Below are 20,867 nucleotides of genomic sequence, written 5' to 3'. Positions count from 1 at the left end.
TTTTCCGTTCTAATGCCTTCAGGATGTTTTGATAAAAGTTATGATGTGTTGAAGTGATGTTTATCACATGAAAGAACGCCTTCATCCGCTAAAATAATACCGATTTATGTGATTTTGTTTTGGGAGGGATGTTAACGTGAGCAATATCTTTCAGAAGTTCAAATATTTGATTCCGAAAGAGCGTTCTGTCAGCGGACATCAGCAGCTAAATGAAGGCGGCCGTGACTGGGAAAACACCTATCGGGACCGCTGGTCATTTGACAAGTGCGTACACTCCACCCATGGGGTTAACTGCACGGGTTCATGCAGCTGGAACATTTATGTCAAAAATGGTTTAGTAGCCTGGGAGAATCAGATTCATGATTACCCGGAAACCAGCCCGGATATGCCGGACTTCGAGCCCCGCGGCTGTCCCCGCGGCGCGTCATTTTCCTGGTATCTCTACAGCCCCCACCGCATCAAGTATCCCTACCTGCGCCGTGAGCTGGCGGAGGTTTGGCGAGAGGCCAAGAAAAATCATGCGACGGTGCTGGAAGCATGGCAAAGTATCGCCAATGACCCGGCCAAGATGAAACGGTATAAGGAAGTCCGTGGTCTCGGCGGTTTTGTGCGTTCCACCTGGGAGGAAGCTTCGGAAATCGTGGCGGCCTCCATGATTCATGCCGCGGTCAAATACGGACCGGACCGAAATTTCGGCTTTTCCGTTATCCCGGCCAAGTCCATGCTGTCCTATGCCGGCGGCTTACGCTTTATGCAGCTGATGGGCGGTGCCGGCCTCTCCTTCTATGACTGGTATGCGGATTTGCCGCCCGCCAGCCCGCAGGTTTGGGGTGATCAGACCGATGTGCCCGAGTCTTCGGACTGGTATAATGCCGGCTACATCATCACCTGGGGTTCCAACGTGCCCATGACGCGCACGCCGGATGCGCATTTCCTGGTGGAAGCCCGTTATAAAGGTACGAAAGTCGTTTCCATTGCGCCGGACTACGCCGAATCCACCACGGTTGCCGACACCTGGATTCCGCTCAAGGTCGGCAGTGATGCGGCCATGGCCATGGCTATGGGGCATGTCATCCTCAACGAATACTATTGGGGTGAACCGGCGGATTTCTTTGTGGAATACACGCGTAAATACACGGACTTCCCGTTTCTCGTGCGCCTGGAAGAACGGAATGGTAAATATCAGGCTGTCCGCTTCCTGAACGGTCAGGATATGGGACGCCAGGACAAGCACGCGGACTTCAAGCACTATGTGCTGGATGAAAAGACCGGCAAGCTGGTGGTGCCCAACGGTACCATGGGCGACCGCTGGGACCGCAAGGAAAAATGGAACCTCAAAGAGGAAAACAGCGACAATGGCACAGCCATTACGCCACAGCTTTCTGTCCTTGGTTCCATGGATAAAGTCGTAGAAATCGAACTGCCCTACTTCGGCAACGAGCGGGAAAACCGCATGCTGACCCGCGCCGTCCCCGCCAAGCGCATCAAGACCGCTGACGGTGAAGTACTGGTAACCACGGTTTATGACCTGACATTGGCCAACTATGCCATTGACCGCGGGCTGGGTGGCGAAGCAGCAACCTCCTATGAAGATGATGTGCCCTATACGCCGAAATGGCAGGAAAAATATACGGGCGTTCCAATGGAAACCGTGATTCATACGGCCCGGGAATTTGCCGATAACAGCCTCAAGACAAAGGGGCGTACCATGGTCATCATGGGCGGCGGCATCAATCACTGGTTCCATGCGGATGTAGTCTACCGCACAATTCTGAACCTGCTGCTCTTTGTCGGTGCCGAAGGCCGCAATGGCGGCGGCTGGGCTCACTATGTCGGTCAGGAAAAACTGCGTCCGGCCGAAGGCTGGCAGCGGATAATGACCGGACTCGACTGGAAGAAGCCGCCCCGCCTGCAAAACAGCACCTCCTTCTATTACTTTGCCGCCGACCAGTGGCGCAGTGATGAAGTGGATGTGGCCGATTTGACCGCAGCTGGTGTAAAGCCCCGCTATCGTCATGCTGGTGACTATAATGTCATGGCAGCACGGCTGGGGTGGCTGCCCTCCTACCCGACTTTTAATAAAGGAGGCCAGCAGCTACATGATGAGGCCAAGGCAAAAGGCATGGATGTGAAGGAATACATCGTAAGCAGCCTCAAGAACAAGAGTCTGGAATTTTCTGTAGAAGACCCGGACAATCCGGCCAACTTCCCGCGCAATCTCTTTATCTGGCGCAACAACCTGATTGGCTCGTCTGCCAAAGGCCATGAGTTCTTCCTCAAGTATCTCTTAGGCACGAAGAATGGCCTGTTCTCCGAAGAAGAAGGGCCCCATCGCCCCGAGGAAATCAAATGGCGGGAAGCGGCAGAACTCAACCAGCTGGATGGCGCGGCCAATGGCAAACTGGATTTGCTGATTGACCTGGACTTCCGCATGGCCAGCTCTGCCCTCTACGCCGATGTGGTACTGCCCACGGCTACCTGGTACGAGAAAGACGACCTGTCCTCCACGGATATGCACCCCTTTGTGCATCCCTTCCAGGCTGCCGTTAATCCCATGTGGGAAGCCAAGACCGACTGGGAAATCTTTAAGACCTTAGCGAAAAAAGTTTCCGAAGTGGCCAAGGAAGCAGATATCAAACCTTACCACGATGTGGTGGCTATGCCCATCCAGCACGACAGCGAAGGCGAAGTTGCCCAGGCCGAAGGCCGCATCCGCGACTGGAGCAAGGGCGAAGGCGAACCCATTCCGGGCAAGACCATGCCGAACCTCATTGAAACCGAGCTGGACTTCACCAAAGTCTATGAAAAATGGATTGCCCTGGGCCCCGGTGTTTCCGAAAAGATGGGCAGCCTGACCATGAACTGGGATTCTGCTGCCGAATATGCAGAAATCGGCCGGCGCAATGGCACGATCCAGAATAAGGATTATATCTCCTATGGGATGCCCTCGATCGAGGATGCCAAGCAGGCCGCCGATGCGGTGCTCGGTCTTTCCACCACCACCAACGGCAAAGTCGCTGTCAAGGCCTGGAAATCCCTGGAAAAAGAGACTGGTTTGTCTGACCTCACAAAGCTGGCCAAGGACCGCGAAGATGAGCGCTTCACCTTTGAACAGGTTGCGGTACAGCCTCGGGAGACCATTACCTCCCCCACCTTTACGGGCAGCAATCAGAACCGACGCTATACGCCGTTCACCACGAGCATCGAGGAACTTGTGCCCTTCCGCACGATTACAGGACGCCAGTCCTTCTTCCTCGACCATGAGATGATACGCGAGCTGGGTGAATCCATGGCGACCTATAAGCCTATCCTCGACTATCTGCCTATCAAGAATAAATTGGGCAGTACGAAGGAAATCACCCTGAAGTATTTGACGCCCCATAATAAATGGAGCACCCATTCCATGTACTTTGACAGTCAGCAGCTCCTGACCCTGTTCCGGGGCGGCCAGACCGTCTGGTTCAACGAAAAGGATGCGGCGGAAATCGGCGTCAAGGACAACGACTGGGTAGAACTTTACAACCATAATGGCGTGGTAGCCTCCCGGGCGGTGGTTTCCCCGCGCCTGCCCCGCGGCGTGGTCTATATGCACCATGCCCAGGACCGCCATATCAACGTGCCGGGCTCCAAGATTTCCGGCACCCGTGGCGGTACCCACAATACACCCACACGCATCCATATGAAGCCCACCCATATGATCGGGGGCTATGGACAATTAAGCTATGGATTCAATTATTATGGCCCCACAGGCAACCAGCGGGACATGTATGTGGTAGCCCGCAAGATGGAGGAGGTAGATTGGCTTGAAGATTAAAGCACAGATTTCCATGGTCATGAATCTGGACAAGTGCATTGGCTGTCATACATGCTCCATCACTTGCAAGAACGTCTGGACCAACCGCCCCGGCGCAGAATACATGTATTTCAACAACGTGGAGACCAAGCCCGGCATCGGCTATCCCAAGCACTGGGAAAATCAGGAAAAATGGAAGGGTGGCTGGGAGCTCAAAAACGGCGAGCTCCGCTTGCGCTCCGGCAATAAGCTGGAACGACTGGCCAAGCTCTTCTACCATCCCGACCAGCCGGAAATGGATGATTACTACGAGCCCTGGACCTATGACTATGAAACACTGATTACGTCCAAGCGCAAAAACCATCAGCCCATTGCCCGGCCCCGTTCCCTGATTACCCAGAAGCGTATGGAAATTAAATGGGGCCCCAACTGGGAAGACGATTTGGCCGCTGGCGAATCCGCCCGGCAGGATTACAATCTCCAAAATATCGCTGAGGATATTACCTTGGAGTTCCACGACCTCTTTATGAAGTACCTGCCCCGCACCTGCAACCACTGTCTGAATCCGGCCTGCGTAGCTGCCTGCCCCTCCGGGGCCATCTATAAGCGGGACGAGGACGGCGTGGTGCTGGTATCCCAGGACGGCTGCCGCGGCTGGCGTCACTGCATTCCGGCCTGCCCCTATAAGAAGGTCTACTTTAACTGGAAGACGAATAAGGCGGAGAAATGCATCTTCTGCTTCCCCCGCCTTGAAAATGGCCTGCCCACGGTTTGTGCCGACACCTGCGTAGGGCGCCTTCGCTATATGGGCGTACTGCTCTACGATATGGATAAGGTCAAAGAGGCTGCTTCGACGCCGGATAAGGGTGAAATATATCACAGTGTGCTGGATATTATCCTGGACCCTAGCGAGCCGGAAGTTATCAAGGCCGCTAAGGAAGCGGGCATTCCCGCCAACTGGCTTAAAGCTGCTCAGAATTCCCCTGTGTTCAAGATGGTCAAGGAATGGCAGGTGGCCCTGCCCCTGCATGCGGAATACCGCACCCTGCCCATGGTCTGGTATGTACCGCCCCTGTCCCCCATTACCCGGCGGGCCGAGGCCGATGTCTACCTGCCAGCCGTACAGGAAATGCGTATTCCCCTTTCCTACATTGCGGAGCTCTTTGCCGCCGGCAATGTAAGCGTGGTAGAAAAGGTTCTCCAGCGCCTGCTGGATATGCGTATGGTCATGCGCACCCAGGAAACCGGCGAAAAGCTTTCCCATAAGCTCGAATACGATGTGGAAACCTACAAAGATATGTACCGGCTGATGGGCATCGCCAAGTATAAAGACCGCTTCAATATTCCTGCAGGCCTTACCGGTGAATCGCAGGATAAGCTGCGGGAATTGCAGGGAAGCTGTGGCTATAACTGTCCAGGGGGGTGCTGATGATGAACAACAACCAGGAATATCAGACCACACTGGCCCTCGTGGCCTACCTCTTTGACTACCCGGATGCAGACTGGTGGGCGAAACTGCCGGACTGCCTTGACCAGTCAAAAAAATTGACCCGTCAACAGAATCGTCAGGTCCTTATGGATACGCTGAATTACATCGAAACCATGGGCCGAGAGGAATACGAGGACCTCTATGTACGCACCTTTGAATTTTCCAGCAACACCAATCTGTATCTGACCATGCACGACCGCACAGATTTCGGCAAACAGGCCCGGGAAATGCTGGAATTCAAGAATCTCTTCCTGGATAACGGCTTTGACCTGGATAAGGAGCTGCCGGATTTTTTGCCGGCCATCCTGGAACTGGCGGCTGCCTTATCCCCTGAGCAGGCAGGAAAGGTTCTGGCCGCAGCCCGGTCAAAGATTGAACTTCTGCGCCAGCAGTTTGTGAAAGCCACGCTAGCCCATACCTTCCTGCTGGATGTAATCCTAACCGAAGCAGATGTATTGGAGGGTAAGACAGCATGAATGAATTTTTCTACGGCGTGCTGCCCTATATCGCCCTGACGATTTTCATAGGCGGCACCATTATGCGCTACACAGTCTATGAACGCAACTGGACCACAAAATCCAGTGAGTTCCTGTCCAAGCGCGATTTGAAATGGGCAAATCCCCTTTTCCATATCGGCCTCTTCATGGCCCTTGGCGGTCACTGCGTGGGCATTCTCGTGCCCAAGTTCGTAACCGAGGCTGCAGGTACCGATGAGCATATGTACCACCTGATTAGCCTTGCCGGCGGCCTGCCGGCAGCCGTGCTGTTCTTAGGCGGCTTCTTATGGCTCTGCAAACGGCGCTTTGCCGGCAGTGACCGTATGCGGGTGAATACGAGCAGTATGGATAAGCTGCTCTATCTCGTACTGTTATTGACCATTGTCTCCGGCACCATTGGCACAGTGAGCAATATCCCCGACGGCTTTGACTACCGAGAATCCATTTCCCCCTGGTTCCGCTCCCTGCTCATGATGCAGCCGGATGTGAGCCTTATGGAAAACGTCCCCCCTGTTTTCCAGGCCCATATGCTGCTCTGGATGATAACGGCCATCCTATTCCCCTTTACCAGGCTGGTGCATTGCCTGAGTTTCCCCTTTGAGTATCTGCTCAGAAGCAATATCATCTACCGGAAGAAATAAGTTCTTACACAAAACGATACCCACATTCAAAAAGCCCGCTGACGATGTCAGCGGGCTTTTCCTGTAAATTGCAGTTTGTCAATACGTCATTAAATACAACCTGTTACAGCTCAGTTAGGCGGAGGTGGGAATACTTTTGCGCCGGGCAGGCCGGCGCATCCAAGCTAAGGAACGCTAACCTTACCGAGCGGGTCGTTTAGCAGAGACAGAAAAAGTACTCCCCCGTTCCCCCTGTTGACGCATTAACGAGCTGTTATTGAGCACGCACTAGCCAACAAACTGCAATTTATTCGATATTGCAGACTTCACAGCCGCAGTTCTCACATTGAATGGCTTCTTTGAGATAGTTGATGTCCTTGATGAAGATAAGATGGCCCCGGTATTCGATAATCCCGGCTTTCCTGAGCTCACTGAGCATCCGGTTTAAGCTTTCCCGGGCGGTGGCGGAATAATTGGCCAGCTCCTGATTGGTCAGCGGCACCGAAATCAGGATGCCGTCCTCGTCTTCCTTGCCGTAGCTGTTGGCCAGGCGGATAAGGGTGGAATAGAGGGCGCCCTTCTTGCCATAGAGCAGCAAGTCCCGGAACTTGGTATGCTGCTTGCGCATATGAGCACTGATAATCCGCAGAAGGTTCACCGCCATCTGAGGACGCTTTTCCAGATAACTCTGCAGCACAGGAAACTCTATGGCATAAACTTCTGCAGCACTTTGGGCAATGGCATTGAAGATATAGGTGGGATTTTCCTCATAGAGGGGCAGTTCCCCGATAATGCTGCTGCGGGCAGCCAGCCGCAGGGACAGCACCCGCCCGCTGGTGGCGTATTTCGTAATGAAAATCTGCCCCGTCCGCACGATGTAAAAATACCTCGCCGGATCCCCTTCATGAAACAGATACTCCCCATCGTGGAGCATCAGCACCTTTCCCGGAATTTCATAGAGCTGCCGTACCAATGATTCCATTTCCTTACCTCACTTGCCTAATAATCTTATCCTTATCATACAAGAATCTTTTCCCGAAAAAAGTGATATATGTTACAAGGCAGGTGATATTTGTTACTTACACGTTGATATTATTCAATTATACTTAATACGAATCAATACAACTGTGATAAAAGGAGCAGGTGATTAAGAAATGACAACAAACGCAGCCCTCAACGGCCTGGGCGAAAATCCCAGCCGCCAGGAAATACTACGCCATTGGGAACCGGAAAATACTGCCTTCTGGGAAAGCTACGGCAAAAAGATATCCAACCAGAATCTGGCCGTATCCACCTGGGCACTGGTGCTGTCCTTCGTGGTCTGGACCCTTTGGGCCACCATTGCCGCCAAGCTCAACACCGTAGGCTTCCACTTCAGCGACGAACAGATTTTCACCCTGGCTGCCCTGCCTGGGCTGGTAGGCGCCACCGGACGCCTCTTCTACACCTATCTGCCAGGACTCTTAGGGGGCAAGACCTCCACCCTCATCACCACCGCCTTGCTGCTGCTGCCCATCATCGGCCTGGGCAATGCCCTGCAGGATACCTCCACCTCCTACGATACCTTCGTGCTGCTGGTGGCCTTTATCGGCATTGCGGGCGCCAACTTCTCCGCCTCCATGGCCAATATCGGCTTCTTCTTCCCCAAGGCAAACAAAGGGCTGGCTCTGGGCATTAACGCCGGAGTAGGCAACCTGGGCGTATCCCTTATCTATCTGACAGCTCCCCTGCTCTTAGGCTGGAATCTTTCTTCCTTCTTCGGTGACGGCCTTGTAAATGCCAGCGGCGATATGGTCTATCTGCAGAATGTCTGCTACTTCTGGGCTATCCCTACGGTGATTACCTTAGCACTTATCGCCCTCTTTATGGATAATCTCCCCCTGCCCAAACAGAGCCCCAAGAGCATTCTCTCCATCTTCGGCAACAAGCACACCTGGCTCATGTGCTGGATTTACACCTGCGGTTTTGGTTCCTTTATCGGCTTTTCTGCCGCATTAGGCCTGCTGGTAGCTAAGGAATTTCCCGATGTGTCCTTCTCCATGGCCGCTTTTCTTGGCCCCTTTATCGGTGCAAGTGTACGTCCTTTAGGCGGCTGGCTGGCCGATAAGATGAACAGCGGCTCCCGGGTGACGCTGCTCTCCCTCTTTGTGATGCTGGGCGCCAGCCTGGTGACCCTGATGGGGATTCAGGCCCATAACTTCGTTCTGTTCTTCGCGTCATTCCTCGTGCTCTTCCTGACCACCGGCTTTATCAACGGCGCCTCCTTCCGCATGATTCCCTATATCTTTAACAATCCCTTCCATTCTTCATTGGTGACGGGCTTCACCGCCGCCATCGCCGCCTACGGCGCCTTCCTGATTCCCAAAATTTTCGGCTGGGCCTACTCCACTTACCAGAGTGTTGCCCCCGCCTTCTACATTCTGATTGCCTTTACGGTCAGCACCATTATCATCACCTGGTACTTCTACGACCGGAAGAACTCCGGCCAGAACTGCTGATACCTCAGCCATGGTCGCTGGCCAGTACCAGTCCTCGGACGGATTTTGCCCCGGCTTCCCTTAACACCCTGGCACATTCCGCCATGGTGGCACCGGTGGTCAGGATATCGTCCACCAACAAAACAGTTTTCCCCTGCAGCGCCTTTGCCTCTGTTACGGCAAAGGCGTTTTTGAGGTTCTCCGCCCGCTCCTGCTCGCTGAGCTCGTACATGGGCTTAGTCGCCCTCCGCCGTTCCAACAGACGCAGCAGCGGGATGTTTTGACATGTCAAAAAGCTGCCAAAAATCAACTCCGCCTGATTGAAGCCCCGCTGTTTTTCCTTGGCCGGATAAAGGGGCACCGGCACGGCTATATCCACCGCCGCCAGCAGCTCCTTAATGTCAGCCTCGTCCCCCGCTGCTGCCAGCAGACTTTCCAGATAGGGCAGATTGCTGCGCTGCTTTTGGTATTTCAGATGGCGGATTAAATCCCGCAAACTGTCCTTATATAAACCAAGTGCCCATGCGTCGGCTAAAAAAGCACGCATAGGCACGGAAAGAGGCAATCGATGAGGCTGCAAAGCCTGGGTGAGGCACGCAGGGCACCAGCCGCCCTTTTTCTCCACATAAGCATGGCACAGGGGACAATGAGGCGGAAACAGAAAATCCAACAGCGTTTCCCACAGATTAACCACGGCCAAAGAACCTCCGTTTCGGCCGCTTGTTTTCCCAAACCATCACGGCCTCCAATACGGAACCGGCCACACAGCGAGCCTTGTCGGAAATCGTGAAGCATTCTTCCTGCCCCATGGTGGGATGGATATCGGCAATCTTCTGCTCCTTCTTCACCTTGCTGCCCCGATGCAGGGCACCGCGCAAGACGCCGTCAATCGTGGCCTTTATCTCAATGTCACGGCCATCTTCCGTATGGAGCACCGCCAAGGGTTCTCCCTTTTTGACCATCAGGGAAATGGTACTCAGCACATCCACCGTGCCAGCTTCCGGCGCGAAAATCAAATGCTCCATGTTGGCGCTTTCTCCCACCGTGCTGCTCTGAATATCCTGACTGCGGGCAGAAAATCCCTCGTAAATCAAACGGCCCAGATTGTGGCCGCGCATGGTTTCCACCACCACATCGACATCACGGCCGGCGCAGAAGCCCGGGCCTAATGCAATGGTATGCTCTGCCATATCCTTGGTCGTACCATTGGTGCTATGGGAAAGAATGGCATCCACCAGCACCTGCGGCTTCAATTCCTTCACGCTGCGGGCAGTCGGATCTTCGAGCATCACGAGCTCACCCTTCTTCAAGCGTTCCTTGGCCTCGATGAGATTCTTGGCCTTATAACAGGTTATGCGCTCCACTTTGGCCTGACCGCGGTACATGGCCTCCGAAAAAGCCACACGCCGTCTGGTGGCCGATGGTTCTTTTTTCTCCAGTACCAGCACCCGGAACCCCGCCCGGTATAAAGCATGAATCGTCCCGCTGGCCAATTCGCCACCGCCACGCACAACAACCAAATGTTTCATTGCCTCTGCTCCTTCTCCGTTACAAATGTTATCTTTACTATTATACTATATATTTTCCTCCATGGTTTACGATAATTTCTCTCAAAACGTTAATTTTATTATTCATAAGTATTGCAATTATCAGATAAGTATGTTATTATGGAATCGTAAAGAGGAGATGGATACGCAAACCACTAGAAAAGTAATTCTGTCGTTTGAAATTTTAGCAGGTGGGTATCTAGCCGAAACAGGCTCTCTTCAAAACCTTACATACTTGTTTTACGAAAGGATGTGAGTGTTTATTGAAGAAATCACTTGGCAGGAGCTCTTTTGAAACCTAGCTAGCAAGTGCATTGGTGAAGTACAATAATATCCAACAGTCGAAAAAGAGACGTGATGATGGCTATGCCGCCAGACGTACTCAAAAGCAGTTGGAAGTTGGGAGCACAACGCTAGGATTGAGGAAGCACATACTGCTACCCCGGGTAAGTCTTTACGTTCATCTATGAGCATCGAAACTGTAGTAACCCTATTGTTATCGAATGAGAGATGACGCGCGCGCAACAAGTGAATCTGTGTATTCAAAAATGTTTCAGCTGAACATCCATATATTATGGAACACTGCGCAAGATTTCTGCTCGAGAGGAAATCTTTGCCGACAAATGAATATGAGAAGGATACGTTAATATCTATGAATATCCATAAATAAAGCCGGTACGCGATGCGTGCCGGCTTGCCTTATTTGCACTTGTTTTACCTGTTATCTTTCGGCATTATATGATAAAATAAAAGCGTAATAATCTATTTATAAGATTGGAGATGTTACTTATGGAAAATCCTATGCTCGGTAAAGTACAAGACCTCAGCCGTGGGGCTTTCATGACCGAAGCAGCCAGCTATTCCGGTATTGCCATGAAGGAAATCCTCATGGTGCTGCTCGTAGCAGCTTCGGCTTTTGCCACCATGATCAGCGGCTATGCCACCATGGTTACAACGGTAGTCGCCTGTGTGGGCTGCCTGATTATGACCTTTATCGTGAGCTTCAAGCCGGGGACGGCAGGCTTTATCTCCCCGCTGTTCGCTATCTTTGAAGGTGCTTCCATTGCTATGCTGTCCATGGTTGCAGAAGCCTTCTTGCCCGGTGTAATCATCCAGGCAGTAATGCTTACCTTCACCATCGCCATCGCCGCTGCTTTGGTATTCAGCCAAGGATGGATTACAGTAGATGGCAAGTTCATCAAGGGCGTTACCATTGCTTTAATCGGCCTGCTGCTCAGCTATCTGCTGCGCTTTGTCCTGGCCCACTTCTTCGCTGTGGACTTTGGCTTCATGGAAGGCGGCCTGATTGGCGTTGGCATCAGCCTTTTGATTATCGCCATTGCCACCGCCTGCCTGTTCATTGATTACCATCAGATTCAGGAAGCAGTAGCCCAGGGCCTGCCCAAGGACTACGAATGGTACTGTGCGTTCTCCCTGCTGATTACGCTGGTCTGGCTCTATGTGCGCTGCATTGACCTCCTGCTGACCATCAGCAATATGGGTGATGACTAAATCACGCAATAAAAAAGCTTGTGGATGATAAAAATCTGTCCACAAGCTTTTATTTTTGTCTTAAATCAGCTGTCTTCGTAAGGACGCACCCGCAGGGTCAGCCCCCGCGCATCACAGATGGCCTGGCATTTGGCGATTTCTTCCGGGCCTTCCACTTTGTCCACTATGGTCAGCACCACGTTCGGCACATACTTCTTGCAGTGCTCTGCAAAGTCCAGCATGGCCTCGTAGGACTGCAAGCCATACTTGGCTCTGGTCAGCTCGTAATAGCGCTCCGCATTGGAAGCATTGAGACTGATGGAAATGGTATCGAGAACACCCTGAAAATCTGCAGCGATTTCCCTGCCATATTCCAGTTCCCCGAGCCCATTGGTATTGAGACGGGTCGGCAGTTCCGGATGCTGTTCCTTCACATAATGCAGAAGTTCCGTAAGTGTTGCCAGCTGCATAGTAGGCTCACCGAATCCACAGAACACCACTTCCCGGATATATTCCCAGGGGACATCATCCAAGGCTGCTTTTAGCTCATCGACTGTGGGCCGCTTTTTCAGCCACAGGCTGGATTCTTCCGCCATCTTTTTCATATTGCGCAGGCAGAAGGTGCAGGCGCAGTTGCATTCATTGGTAATGTTGACATAGAGATTCCGCTTGCCTTCCGGCTGCTCTTTCAGGCTTTCCTCCAGAGGCAAGTACCTGCCCCCCTTGTGGGTTGCATAGACTAACAATTTACTTCAGCTCCCTAAGATATTCTTCAAATGGCAAACCATAATTCCAGGGCAAATCCAGTTTCACCGCATAGCCCAGACATTTCTTGATAAACTCCGCAGCCTTGACAGCGGCTTCCTCTAAGGATTCCCCGTTGATAAGGCTGCCGGCCACGATGGCAGCAAAGGCATCTCCGGTGCCGGAGCGGTCCCCCCCGACTTTTTCCACCGTGAGCACCTTGCCCCGGCCAGCCTCGTAGATAAAGTTCCGCAGGGAATCCTCACCATGCAGTCCTGTGATAATCACCTGTGACGGCCCCTGCGAAGCCAGTTCACTGGCCATATACTCCAATTCCTCGTTGGTCACCTGACCATCCTTGGGATAGGGAATATCCAGCAGGATGCAGGCTTCCGTGAGGTTCGGCGTCACCAAATCCGCATAGGCCAGCAGGCGGCGCATCTCCGCACACATCTCCATATTGTAGGAGCTGTAGAGCTTACCGTTATCCCCCATCACAGGGTCAACCATCACCCGGGTATAGGGCTGCTTGAAGCGGCGGATAAACTCCTCCACAATGGCAATCTGCTTCACCGAGCCCAAAAAGCCTGTGCAAATACCATCAAAGGACAGCTGGTTTTTCTCCCAGCTGTCCATATAGGGCTTCATCCTCGCTGTATAGTCGTCCAGATAGTGGTGCTCAAAGCCTGTGTGCACCGACAGGATGGCTGTGGGCAGCGGGCAGGCCTGAATCTTCATCGCGGAAATCAGGGGCAGCTCCACCGCCACGGAACAGCGGCCAAAACCGGTTATATCATTTATCAGGGCAATGCGTTTTTGACGTCTTCGCAAGGAATCTCCTCCCAGAATCTAGTGGTTAGCGGTTGTCCACCTTATCCATGGCCACCATATCGTGCTCCGCAAAACGGCGCCAGGCCAGTTCCTCGAACTTGGTACCGGGCTGTCCATAGTTGGCATAGGGATCAATGGAAATGCCCCCACGCGGCAGGAATTTGCCCCAAACTTCGATATACTTGGGCTCCATCAGCTTCACGAGGTCCTTCATGATGACATTGACAACATCCTCATGGAAATCCCCATGATTGCGGAAACTCACTAAATACAGTTTCAGGGATTTACTCTCCACCATCTTCTCATTGGGCACATAACTGATGTAGATTGTCGCGTAATCCGGCTGTCCCGTAATGGGGCACAGCGCCGTAAATTCCGGGCAGTTGAACTTCACCCAGTAATCATTCTCCGGATGACGGTTCTGGAATGTCTCCAAAATCTCCGGACAATAGTCATAGTGATACTTGACTTTCTTCTTGCCCAATAATGTGATATCTTCTTGTTCCTTGTTTCGCATTATGCTTCTTTCTCCAACTTAAGAAATTTCTCTTCAAAGTCGGCCACACTTTCCGGATGGCCGAACAAATATCCCTGAATGGCATCTGCCTTGCATTCCTTGGTCAAAAGCTCATATTCAGCTTCTTCTTCCACCCCTTCAATGCAGCAGTAAATGCCAATGCTATGGCAAAGGTCTACCACATACTGCACCAGACGGCGATCAAACTCATTTTCCAGAATCTTCTTCACGAATTCACGGTCAATCTTGACGATATCGCAGGAAAGATTCTTCAAAGAGGCCAACGAAGAATAGCCCGTACCAAAGTCATCCATGGCCACGGCAATCCCCATCTGACGGAAGGAATCAAACTGCTTGTTGATAAACGTCCAGTCCGCTACAATCTTGCTCTCCGTAAGTTCCAGCACAATGGAATCCGACGGCATATCATAACGCTCCAGACACTCCTCTACGAATTTCTTAAAGGATAAATCCTTTATTTGCTCGTAGCTCATATTGACGCTGACCCGGAAATTCGGCACATAACGCCGCCACTTCTTACAGGTCTTGATAGCCTGCTCTGCCACCCATTTGCCCACGGGTATGATGAGCTTGGTTTCCTCCAAAATGGGAATGAATTCCATCGGTGCCACCATGCGGCCCTTGGGATTTTTCCAGCGCAGCAGGGCTTCCGCACCGATAAGCTTCTGGTCACCGGCGCTGACCTGAGGCTGGAAGAACAGACTGAACCCTACGCAGCCGTTTTCCACGCTCTCCCAAATACTATCCCGCATGGAAATCGAGCGCACCCAGCGGTTGTACTGCTCTTTGCTGAAAATCGTATTGCGGTTCTTGCCTTCCCGCTTGGCAATATCCATAGCCGCTTCTGCATGCTTATGCAGCACCAGATAATCCTTCCCAGCCTCGGGATAGAATACGGTGCCACAGGAAGCCGTGCAAAAATACTGGTGACCTTCAATGTCCTGAGGGCGTGACAAGGCACTCTGCACGCTGGCAAAGATTTCCGCCACTTCCTGCTCCTTAGCACCGGGATAAATCAGGGCGAACTCATCCCCGTCCAGCTTGAACAGCGTGAGCTCTGAAGGGATAACATTGCCAATGATATCCGACACCCGCTTCAAGACCAAATCCCCGGTCATACGGTTATACGTTTCGTTGACAATCTTGAAATTATCCAGGCCCATCACCATAATGGCCCCGCCTTCACCAGTTGCCCGGTACTGCGCCAGCGCCATCTTGACCGCATGCTCAAACTGATACTTGTTCAGGAGGCCCGTCACCTCATCCGCCTGATTACGCTGAGCCATGCGGGACATGGTTCCCACAAACATATAGGGATTACCGTCACGGTCAAGTCCGACCCGGCCACGGCAGCTTATCCAGACATACTCGCCTTTGCGGGTCTTAACCCGGTACTCCATATTATGTTCACAAGGCACCTTAGAAGCCATGACCTTGGCGATTGAAGCCTGATAGCTCCCCCGCTCCTCGGGATGAACTAGTGGCATCCAATACTGGTCAAAGTCATACATGATTTCGCCGGGCAGGTCAAACTCATTGGCCAGATTCGGCGACACCATTACCAAATTTTCCTGTAAATCCGTAAAAAACAGATAGTCTTTGGCCGTCTTACCCAGCAAATCAAAATAGAAGCGGAAACGGCGCAAACAAGGGCTTAGGGGAATACGATTATTCTTTCTCATAATTATCATCCTACATTGCCGATTATCATTATTGGGGCAACATACCCACTTATCTATATGATATACCTAAACAGGGGTTATAAGCAAGTGAAAACAAGAAAAATACCGCCTATTATCAGCAAATGCCCCCGCCAACGGCGGGGGCATTATTGCTATTGCTTATGCAATTAGTGGTTGAAGATATTCTTCAGAGCCTGCTTATTCACATCGCGGTTAAGCTGTGCGAGATAAGTCGTGAGCTTGATGTTCTTCGGGCAGGCCTGTACGCAGTTCTGGCTGTTGCCGCAGCTGGTGATGCCGCCTTTTTCCATCAGGGCATTCAGGCGCTTCGGAGCGTCGAATTTTCCCAGCGGATGCAGGTTGAAGAGATATGCCTGAACCGTCGGGGACGGGCCGATGAAGTCGGACTGCGGACCAACGTTCGGGCATGCTTCCATGCAGCAGCCGCAGGTCATGCAGTGAGAAATCTCGTAAGCCGTCTGTGCGGTGTACGGGTTCTGAATCGGAGCATCCTTAACTTCCCAGGAACCGTCAACTTCAACCCAGCCCTGAATGCGTTTGAGGCTTTCAAACATAACAGAGCGGTCGATTAAGAGGTCGCGGATAACCGGGAACGTACGGGCCGGCTGCAGGCGGATGGGCTGTTCCAGATTGTCAATCAGGGAGCAGCAAGCCTGACGAGCTTTGCCGTTGATAACCATCATGCAGGCACCGCAAACTTTTTCCAGGCAGTTGCATTCCCAAACAACAGGAGCAACTTTCTTGCCGTCAACGGTGACCGGGTTCTTCTGAATTTCCATCAGGGCGGCAACAACGTTGAGGCCCGGACGGTAATCTACATCGAATTCTTGCGTATAGGGGGCCGAATCCGGGCCATCCTGACGCTCGATTACGAATCTGACTTTTTTCTGTTCTGCCATTGTTATTGTCCTCCCTCTTACTCTTTCTTAGCTACAGCGTAGTTACGCAGACGCGGCTTAATGAGAGAGTGTTCAAATTCACGATAGGAAACTTCCGGTTCACTGTTGGCAGCGTCAAAAGATACCACCGTGGTACGCATGAATTTCTCATCATCACGGCCAAAGAACAGCAAATCATCATTGCCATCGTCAGTCATGGCACGGCCAGTCTCAGCATCAAAATGGTATTTACCATTCTTTTCATCGAAGGCCTGCTTCTTAGCTGCATCCCAGGAATCGTAGTCGGATTTGAGCACAATCTTGGCATGAGCGCCACGGCTTTCATCACGCTGCAGAGCGGACTTAGTGATGGCCATAGCATAGATGATCATGTTGCGGAGCTGACGGACGAACATAGCTTCCTGGTTTGCCCAGTTGCCATGGTCCGTAACACCGATGTTATCCCAACGTTTGAGCAGGGCATGGAGTTCTTTCATGCACTGTTTGAGGCCGTTGTTATCGCGTTCGATGGACACATACTTGTACATGATGTCACCGAGTTCATGGTGCATCTGATGTGCATTTTCCGCACCGTTCATGTTGCGAATCTTATCGAATTCAGCAACGCATTCCTGACGGGCTGCTTCGAGTTCTTCAGCGGTGAGAGCGTCACCGAGCTTGCCGCTGCGAGCGAGGCGCAGAGCTTCCGGACCGGAAATCGTGCCGGAGTAGGTAGCAGACAGCAGGGAGTTTGCACCCAGACGGTTTGCACCATGGTACTGGTAGTCGCATTCGCCGGAAGCCATGAGGCCCGGGATGTTGGTGTGGTGTTCTCTGTCTACCCAGATACCACCCATGGAGTAATGGATGGACGGGAAGATTTCCATCGGCACCTTACGCGGATCCTGGCCTACGAAATCATCGTACATTTCGAGGATACCGCCGAGCTTGCGTTCGAGGTAATCAGCCGGGATATGGGAGAGGTCGAGGTATACGCGGTTCGGGTTGGTCATGCCGAGGCCCATGTGCACAACGACCTTGTAGATTGCACGGGAAGCAACGTCACGCGGTACGAGGTTGCCGTATGCCGGATACATATCTTCGAGGAAGTACCAGCGTTCTTTTTCGCCCGTCTGGGGGTTCTTGCGATATACCCAAACGCGGCCGCCTTCACCACGGCAGGCTTCGGACATCAGACGGTTCTTGTCGGAGCCCGGAATAGCCGTCGGATGAATCTGCAGGAATTCGGGGTTACCGATTTCTGCGCCCTGCTGGTAAACAGCAGATACGGCGGAACCATTGCAGATGGTGGAAGCCGTGCAGCGGCCATATACCTGGCCAGGGCCACCAGTAGCAAGGATTACCACATCAGCGGGGAAAGCCTGGATTTCGTTGGAGTTCATGTTCTGGGCAACGATACCACGGCAAACACCGTCTTTGTTCTTGATGATCTTGATGAATTCCCAGAATTCATATTTCTTTACGCCGCCCTTAACTTCCCAACGGCGAACCTGCTCGTCGAGAGCATAGAGGAGCTGCTGGCCCGTCGTAGAACCGGCAAATACGGTACGTTTGTTCTTCTGGCCACCGAAGTTACGGAGGTCAAGAACACCTTCCGGCGTACGGGTGAAAGGCACGCCCATGCGGTCAAACATGTGCACGAGCTTCGGAGCTGCTTCAACCATGCCCTTAACAGCCAGCTGGTCAGCCAGGAAGTCACCGCCGTATACCGTATCATCGAAGTGCTCATAGATGGAGTCATGCTCGCCCTTGGTATCCATGCAGGCGTTCATACCGCCCTGTGCGCACAGAGAGTGGGAGCGTTTTACCGGGCAATAAGAGAAGAGGTCAACCTTACCGCCGTCTTCGCAGATTTTCAGCGTAGCCATGAGGCCGGAGAGGCCGCCGCCTACGACAATAATCTTTTTTTCAGGTTTATTAGCCATTGAAATTCTCCTTTACTTTGCCATACACAAAGGCAATTACATCACAAAGTAGCTGCCCATAAATGCCAGGGTCACAAGGCACAGCACAGCGCAGAGGCCCATGCTCAGTGCACTAATCACATTCTGGACGCGGGGGCCTTTTGCAATACCCCAGGTCATGCAGAAGGTGGTGATACCATTGCAGAAATGGAAGATGGCAGCAAACATACCGAGGATGTAGAGAACGGCATAAACAGGATTTGCTACGAAGTAGTTCTGCAGAAGTTCATAGGAAATGGGCACGCCAGCGATACCTTTGGTGAAGATACGCAGGTAGAAGATGTGCCATACGAGGAACACTACCAGGAACCAAGCCGTCCAGCGCTGGAGAGCGAACTGCCAGTTGCGGACATAGCCATAGCGTTCCGGATTGTTCTTAGCCTGCAGGCAGATGTAGATGCCATAGATGGCATGGAAGAGCAGCGGTGCTGCGATTGCACCAATTTCCAGTCCGAGGAAAATCGGATGCGGAATGAGCTCCATCATTGCCAGGGCTCCGTTAAGTGCAGGAGCGCCGCCCAGAGCCATGGAGTTGGTGAAGATATGCTCAAAGAGCACCATGCCCAGCGCCAAGAGGCCCACTAGTGAATGCAGACGACGCACGTAAAAAGTTGTGTGAAACATTCTATACCTCCTAAAATAATTCCTGGAATAGCGGGCAAAATCTCGTGCCCGCCTTGTTCCACTCTTTTACCTTTATCAGTAGCCTTTCAGCGTACGATACTTAGCCTGATTCGTCTCGTAAAGGTTGTTGCCTTCACAGTCGATTACGACGATAGCGGGGAAGTCCTCAACGGTGAGGCGGGCCACAGCTTCAGGGCCGAGCTCAGGATAAGCGAGAACTTCATACTTCTTGACGGACTTAGCAATCAGGGCAGCAGCACCACCCACGGCAGCAAAGTAAGTCACGCCGTTTTTCTTCATGGACTCAACGACTTCCTTGGAGCGGGAGCCTTTGCCAATCATGCCCTTAATGCCCTGTTCGAGCATGGTCGGGGTGTAAGCGTCCATACGGCCAGAGGTCGTCGGGCCACAGGAACCGATGGGGTCACCCGGTTTTGCCGGCGTCGGGCCGAGATAATAAACCATCTGATTCTGCCAGTCAACCGGCAGTTTTTCGCCACGGGCAAGCGCTTCCGTCATTGCCTTGTGAGCAGCGTCACGGGCAGCGATGATTTCGCCCGAGATCAGTACCGCATCGCCTGCTTTAAGCTTGCGGCTCATTTCTTCCGTAAACGGAGTCTGAATCCGAATCTGTTCAGCCATTTATATTTCCTCCCGTCTTCCATCAAAGTACACGCTGTTTATGACGCATAGCGTGGCAGCAAATCGTTACAGCTACCGGCAGGCCTGCAATATGCGTGGGGCCCCACTCTACGTTTACAGCCAGTGCCGAGGTGTTGCCGCCCAGCTGGGGGCCAATACCCGTCTGATTGATGAGTTCGAGGAGTTCACCTTCCAGTTTGGCATATTCCGGCATCGGGTTGCGTTCGTCAACAGAACGCGTCAGAGCCAGTTTGGAAAGGAGGGCTGCTCTGTCCATGGTACCACCGATACCAACGCCGACAACCATCGGCGGGCACGGATTCATGCTGGCATGGAGGATGATGTCCATAACGGCTTTCTTAACGCCTTCCACGCCATCAGCGGGCACCAGCATCTTAACGCCGGACTTATTCTCGGAACCAAAGCCCTTCGGAGCTACGGTGATTTTGAGCTTGTCACCGGCTACAATCTTCGTGTAGATAACACCCGGCGTGTTGTCCTTGGTGTTTACACGGTTGAAGAGCGGTTCGCCGACCACGGATTTACGCAGATAACCTTCGGTGTAGCCTTTGGAAATACCGGCATTTACGGCATCTTCCAACAGGCCGCCCGTAATGTGCAGGTCCTGACCGACTTCCAGGAATACAATGGTCATGCCCGTATCCTGGCAGTAAGGACGGTCTTCTGCCTTGGCGATTTCCGCATTGCGGATAATCTGGTCGAGAACATTCTGACCGACCGGAGAAGTCTCCGTTTCTCTTGCCTTCTTCATGGCGTTATACACGTCATCCGGAAGGTAATAGGCCGCTTCTTTGCACATCTGTGCCACGGTTTCCGTGATTTGTTTTGCGTCAATTTCTCGCAAAGTAATCCCTCCCATAAATACACTTTATCACACATCAGCAGGCACATAATAACACATTTTCTATTAGTTTTCAAGCATTCTGAAAATGCCATCTAACCGCATAAATAGTGAATCGCGTTCACTTTTTGTATTCTTTGTTACCT

18 protein-coding genes are annotated in these 20,867 nt (G+C 52.3%); 6 read left to right on the top strand and 12 right to left on the bottom strand.

Annotated elements, in window-relative coordinates:
- Positions 1-136 precede the first annotated feature (136 nt).
- From T320_RS03580 to narI, 4 genes are read left to right on the top strand one after another with little or no spacing between them, the layout of a single operon-like run.
- Positions 137-3,814, top strand: a complete 3,678-nt coding sequence (locus T320_RS03580; RefSeq protein WP_037353082.1) for a nitrate reductase subunit alpha — start codon at positions 137-139, stop codon at positions 3,812-3,814.
- Positions 3,804-5,222, top strand: coding sequence for a nitrate reductase subunit beta (gene narH, locus T320_RS03575; protein WP_037353081.1), 1,419 nt, complete (start codon positions 3,804-3,806; stop codon positions 5,220-5,222). The genes T320_RS03580 and narH overlap by 11 nt, the downstream gene beginning before the upstream one ends.
- A gap of 2 nt (positions 5,223-5,224) precedes the next feature.
- Positions 5,225-5,758, top strand: coding sequence for a nitrate reductase molybdenum cofactor assembly chaperone (gene narJ, locus T320_RS03570; RefSeq protein ID WP_037353107.1), 534 nt, complete (start codon positions 5,225-5,227; stop codon positions 5,756-5,758).
- Positions 5,755-6,420, top strand: coding sequence for a respiratory nitrate reductase subunit gamma (gene narI, locus T320_RS03565; protein ID WP_037353080.1), 666 nt, complete (start codon positions 5,755-5,757; stop codon positions 6,418-6,420). The genes narJ and narI overlap by 4 nt, the downstream gene beginning before the upstream one ends.
- A gap of 286 nt (positions 6,421-6,706) precedes the next feature.
- On the opposite strand, the gene T320_RS03560 is transcribed toward narI, so the two are convergent.
- Positions 6,707-7,381, bottom strand: a complete 675-nt coding sequence (locus T320_RS03560; RefSeq protein ID WP_037353079.1) for a Crp/Fnr family transcriptional regulator — start codon at positions 7,379-7,381, stop codon at positions 6,707-6,709.
- 172 nt (positions 7,382-7,553) lie between these two features.
- Between T320_RS03560 and T320_RS03555 the strand changes: the two genes are divergently transcribed.
- Positions 7,554-8,897, top strand: a complete 1,344-nt coding sequence (locus tag T320_RS03555; RefSeq protein ID WP_037353078.1) for an MFS transporter — start codon at positions 7,554-7,556, stop codon at positions 8,895-8,897.
- A 4-nt stretch (positions 8,898-8,901) separates the two neighbouring features.
- On the opposite strand, the gene T320_RS03550 is transcribed toward T320_RS03555, so the two are convergent.
- Positions 8,902-9,570 (bottom strand): ComF family protein, encoded by a 669-nt coding sequence (locus T320_RS03550; RefSeq protein ID WP_231465839.1) that lies wholly within the window; start codon positions 9,568-9,570, stop codon positions 8,902-8,904.
- The gene (gene yqeB, locus T320_RS03545; protein WP_037353076.1) at positions 9,563-10,405 is read right to left on the bottom strand and encodes a selenium-dependent molybdenum cofactor biosynthesis protein YqeB; all 843 of its coding nucleotides are present in this window, start codon (positions 10,403-10,405) and stop codon (positions 9,563-9,565) included. Before yqeB ends, T320_RS03550 begins: the two co-directional genes overlap by 8 nt.
- Before the next feature lie 807 nt (positions 10,406-11,212).
- On the opposite strand from yqeB, the gene T320_RS03540 reads away from it, so the two are divergent.
- On the top strand, positions 11,213-11,935 hold the full coding sequence (locus T320_RS03540) for a Bax inhibitor-1/YccA family protein (protein ID WP_037353075.1): 723 nt from the start codon (positions 11,213-11,215) through the stop codon (positions 11,933-11,935).
- Between the two features lie 65 nt (positions 11,936-12,000).
- On the opposite strand, the gene T320_RS03535 is transcribed toward T320_RS03540, so the two are convergent.
- From T320_RS03535 to T320_RS03495, 9 genes are all read right to left on the bottom strand, one after another.
- Positions 12,001-12,660: a TatD family nuclease-associated radical SAM protein gene (locus T320_RS03535; RefSeq protein WP_037353074.1), complete on the bottom strand. Its 660-nt coding sequence runs from the start codon at positions 12,658-12,660 to the stop codon at positions 12,001-12,003.
- 1 nt (position 12,661) lies between these two features.
- A complete protein-coding gene (locus T320_RS03530; RefSeq protein ID WP_037353073.1) occupies positions 12,662-13,489 on the bottom strand; it encodes a pyridoxamine kinase in 828 nt (275 codons plus the stop codon).
- Positions 13,490-13,514: 25 nt separating this feature from the next.
- Positions 13,515-14,006, bottom strand: a complete 492-nt coding sequence (gene queF, locus T320_RS03525) for a preQ(1) synthase (protein ID WP_037353072.1) — start codon at positions 14,004-14,006, stop codon at positions 13,515-13,517.
- Positions 14,006-15,709: a bifunctional diguanylate cyclase/phosphodiesterase gene (locus T320_RS03520; RefSeq protein WP_037353071.1), complete on the bottom strand. Its 1,704-nt coding sequence runs from the start codon at positions 15,707-15,709 to the stop codon at positions 14,006-14,008. Before T320_RS03520 ends, queF begins: the two co-directional genes overlap by 1 nt.
- Positions 15,710-15,876: 167 nt before the next feature.
- Positions 15,877-16,629, bottom strand: coding sequence for a succinate dehydrogenase iron-sulfur subunit (gene sdhB / locus T320_RS03515; protein ID WP_037353070.1), 753 nt, complete (start codon positions 16,627-16,629; stop codon positions 15,877-15,879).
- Positions 16,630-16,646: 17 nt separating this feature from the next.
- A complete protein-coding gene (sdhA, locus tag T320_RS03510) occupies positions 16,647-18,554 on the bottom strand; it encodes a succinate dehydrogenase flavoprotein subunit (protein WP_026760019.1) in 1,908 nt (635 codons plus the stop codon).
- 36 nt (positions 18,555-18,590) lie between these two features.
- Positions 18,591-19,217: a succinate dehydrogenase/fumarate reductase transmembrane subunit gene (locus T320_RS03505; RefSeq protein ID WP_026760018.1), complete on the bottom strand. Its 627-nt coding sequence runs from the start codon at positions 19,215-19,217 to the stop codon at positions 18,591-18,593.
- Between the two features lie 75 nt (positions 19,218-19,292).
- Complete coding sequence (locus T320_RS03500) at positions 19,293-19,859, bottom strand: Fe-S-containing hydro-lyase (protein ID WP_014423664.1); 567 nt, start codon at positions 19,857-19,859, stop codon at positions 19,293-19,295.
- A gap of 22 nt (positions 19,860-19,881) precedes the next feature.
- The gene (locus T320_RS03495) at positions 19,882-20,724 is read right to left on the bottom strand and encodes a fumarate hydratase (protein WP_014423663.1); all 843 of its coding nucleotides are present in this window, start codon (positions 20,722-20,724) and stop codon (positions 19,882-19,884) included.
- Positions 20,725-20,867 lie beyond the last annotated feature (143 nt).

The sequence above is a fragment of the Selenomonas sp. FC4001 genome (assembly GCF_000701565.1).
GTDB lineage: Bacteria > Bacillota > Negativicutes > Selenomonadales > Selenomonadaceae > Selenomonas_A > Selenomonas_A ruminantium_B.
This window is presented reverse-complemented; position numbering and strand designations above follow the sequence as displayed.

Bases quoted from the DNA above. Each gene is read 5' to 3' on its own strand.
- T320_RS03500 (WP_014423664.1), bottom strand. From the start codon at position 19,859: ATGGCTGAACAGATTCGGATTCAGACTCCGTTTACGGAAGAAATGAGC.
- T320_RS03560 (WP_037353079.1), bottom strand. From the start codon at position 7,381: ATGGAATCATTGGTACGGCAGCTCTATGAAATTCCGGGAAAGGTGCTG.
- narJ (WP_037353107.1), top strand. From the start codon at position 5,225: ATGAACAACAACCAGGAATATCAGACCACACTGGCCCTCGTGGCCTAC.
- sdhA (WP_026760019.1), bottom strand. From the start codon at position 18,554: ATGGCTAATAAACCTGAAAAAAAGATTATTGTCGTAGGCGGCGGCCTC.
- T320_RS03505 (WP_026760018.1), bottom strand. From the start codon at position 19,217: ATGTTTCACACAACTTTTTACGTGCGTCGTCTGCATTCACTAGTGGGC.
- queF (WP_037353072.1), bottom strand. From the start codon at position 14,006: ATGCGAAACAAGGAACAAGAAGATATCACATTATTGGGCAAGAAGAAA.
- T320_RS03520 (WP_037353071.1), bottom strand. From the start codon at position 15,709: ATGAGAAAGAATAATCGTATTCCCCTAAGCCCTTGTTTGCGCCGTTTC.
- T320_RS03540 (WP_037353075.1), top strand. From the start codon at position 11,213: ATGGAAAATCCTATGCTCGGTAAAGTACAAGACCTCAGCCGTGGGGCT.
- T320_RS03555 (WP_037353078.1), top strand. From the start codon at position 7,554: ATGACAACAAACGCAGCCCTCAACGGCCTGGGCGAAAATCCCAGCCGC.
- sdhB (WP_037353070.1), bottom strand. From the start codon at position 16,629: ATGGCAGAACAGAAAAAAGTCAGATTCGTAATCGAGCGTCAGGATGGC.
- narI (WP_037353080.1), top strand. From the start codon at position 5,755: ATGAATGAATTTTTCTACGGCGTGCTGCCCTATATCGCCCTGACGATT.
- yqeB (WP_037353076.1), bottom strand. From the start codon at position 10,405: ATGAAACATTTGGTTGTTGTGCGTGGCGGTGGCGAATTGGCCAGCGGG.